This window comes from Natrinema soli (genome assembly GCF_028618695.1).
Map to the genome: position 1 here is coordinate 1 of NZ_JAQIVI010000193.1, position 1,715 is coordinate 1,715.

The window sequence follows — 1,715 nt, forward strand, 5'->3', positions numbered from 1 at the left end:
CGATCCGTGCTCGAGCCGGTCGGATTCCGGCCGTCGTCCTTGATCAGCACGCGCCCGACCCCGAGCTCGGCGGCCAGATCGGGACAGTCAACCAGCGGCGTCGCTCCCTCCGCGGTCGTCACCGCCGACTCGCGAGCGAACGGGAGCAGTTCGGCGTAGCGCCACTGGGAGTCGAACGGCCGGGATCCGAACGTCTCGCGATCGAGGTCGATCGCGTCGTAGTCGTAGGTCGGATCGAGCGCGCCGCCGCAGTTCGGACAGCGGTGAGATTCGGCGGCATCGACCGTGGCCCCGCAGTCAACGCACTCGAGGCCGGCGAAGGCGGCTGTCGTCTTCATAGACGATCCTTCGCGGCGTCGAACTAAGGGCTGTTCATCGGCGGCGCGGGCCGAACGCTACGGAAGCGTTGTGATCGACGGTCGAGACAGAGACCGTTGGAACCGAGATTGTCGAACGCGAACCTGCCGAGCGCTCAGTTAGACGCGACGCGAACGGCAAAAAACGAGGGGGAGAAGTGAGAGATCAGTTGTCGCCGGTTTTCGACTGCCACTCGTATCCGCGGCGTTTGGCGGATTTGCCGAAGCCACACGACGAACACTCTTTCTTCTTGGTATGATACGATTTCTCTCCGCAGCGACGACACTTCGTGTGGGTCGTCTTGTTCTTCTTTCCTTGGCTCGGGGTTCCTGCACCAGTCATGGAGTGATCGAAACGACGTTATCGCCGCGTATAATGGTTGTGTCTTCGACCGGCGGCTCCTCTTCGACCCCGCCCTCGATGGGAATCGTCACGTCCTCGAGCACCAGATTCATGTGCTGATCGTAGCCGGCGAGCTCGCCGAGATACTCGTCACCACTCTTGAGTCGTACCGTCACGCGTTCGCCGAGCGACGCCTCGAGGACGTCCAGCGGTCGTCCACTCATACGCAACACCGCAGGTGACGGACACTTAATCGTACCGGTCCGGAGTCCGACTTGGCCCGGGCGAACGACGCTACCGTGCGTCGCGGGAAACGACAGCACAACGCACCGATCCCGTTTCGCGGTTTCGAGGGGGGAGCAGCCGTGTTTGATGGATCGGCGAATACCGTAATCAGCCCTTACACGCCTCACTAACGTATACCTAACCCAACGGCTAAGTGCGACCTCGTTGAGCGTCCACCTATGGGAGACAAGAAATTCACCCTCGTAGAGTTGCACTTCGACGGCGAAGCACAGTTCGGGCTCGGATCGATCGGCGAGGCGTTGCCGATCGGCAGCACCGAATCGTCATCGGACGCGGCCCTCGAGACGGAGACCGAAATCGACGAGGGCGCGGCCGCGGGAGACGAGTCGGGCAGCAAAGGGAAGAGCGCCGCCGGCGCGCTGGTCGCGCTCGTCGTTCTGGTCGGCATCGCCGTCGCCGCCAAAAAGTTTCACGGCGGCGACGAGGAATCGGAGCTCGAGACCGAAGCGGAACCCGACGTCATCGTCAACTGACCGCCGGCGTCCGAAGCGGGCCATCGGCTGATCACTGATCGCCGATCGGTCGGCAGTCGCAATCGCCGACCTGGCCGTCTCCGGCCGACGGCGTCGGGTCTTCGCACCGACGCGAACCGAGCCGAACGCTTTTGCGCGTCCTCGTCCTAGCCGGAGTCGTGAATCTCTATCGCAGCGCCCGGGCCGTCGCCGGGGCGTCCGGTGACGACGCGATCGACTGGCGGTCGGCCGCCGACG

General features: G+C 63.8%; 4 protein-coding genes. 1 reads left to right on the forward strand and 3 read right to left on the reverse strand.

From position 1 onward, the window contains the following. The 3 genes from PGX04_RS12550 to PGX04_RS12560 form a co-directional block, all read right to left on the reverse strand. The coding region (locus PGX04_RS12550) for a threonine synthase (protein ID WP_417582863.1) at positions 1–338 on the reverse strand (338 nt) is incomplete at its 3' end. 184 nt (positions 339–522) lie between these two features. Then, positions 523–699, reverse strand: coding sequence for a 50S ribosomal protein L37e (locus tag PGX04_RS12555; protein WP_006186041.1), 177 nt, complete (start codon positions 697–699; stop codon positions 523–525). Then, the gene (locus PGX04_RS12560; RefSeq protein ID WP_273738815.1) at positions 696–923 is read right to left on the reverse strand and encodes an LSM domain-containing protein; all 228 of its coding nucleotides are present in this window, start codon (positions 921–923) and stop codon (positions 696–698) included. Before PGX04_RS12560 ends, PGX04_RS12555 begins: the two co-directional genes overlap by 4 nt. A 240-nt stretch (positions 924–1,163) precedes the next feature. Between PGX04_RS12560 and PGX04_RS12565 the strand changes: the two genes are divergently transcribed. Further along, positions 1,164–1,478, forward strand: coding sequence for a hypothetical protein (locus tag PGX04_RS12565; RefSeq protein WP_273738816.1), 315 nt, complete (start codon positions 1,164–1,166; stop codon positions 1,476–1,478). Positions 1,479–1,715 lie beyond the last annotated feature (237 nt).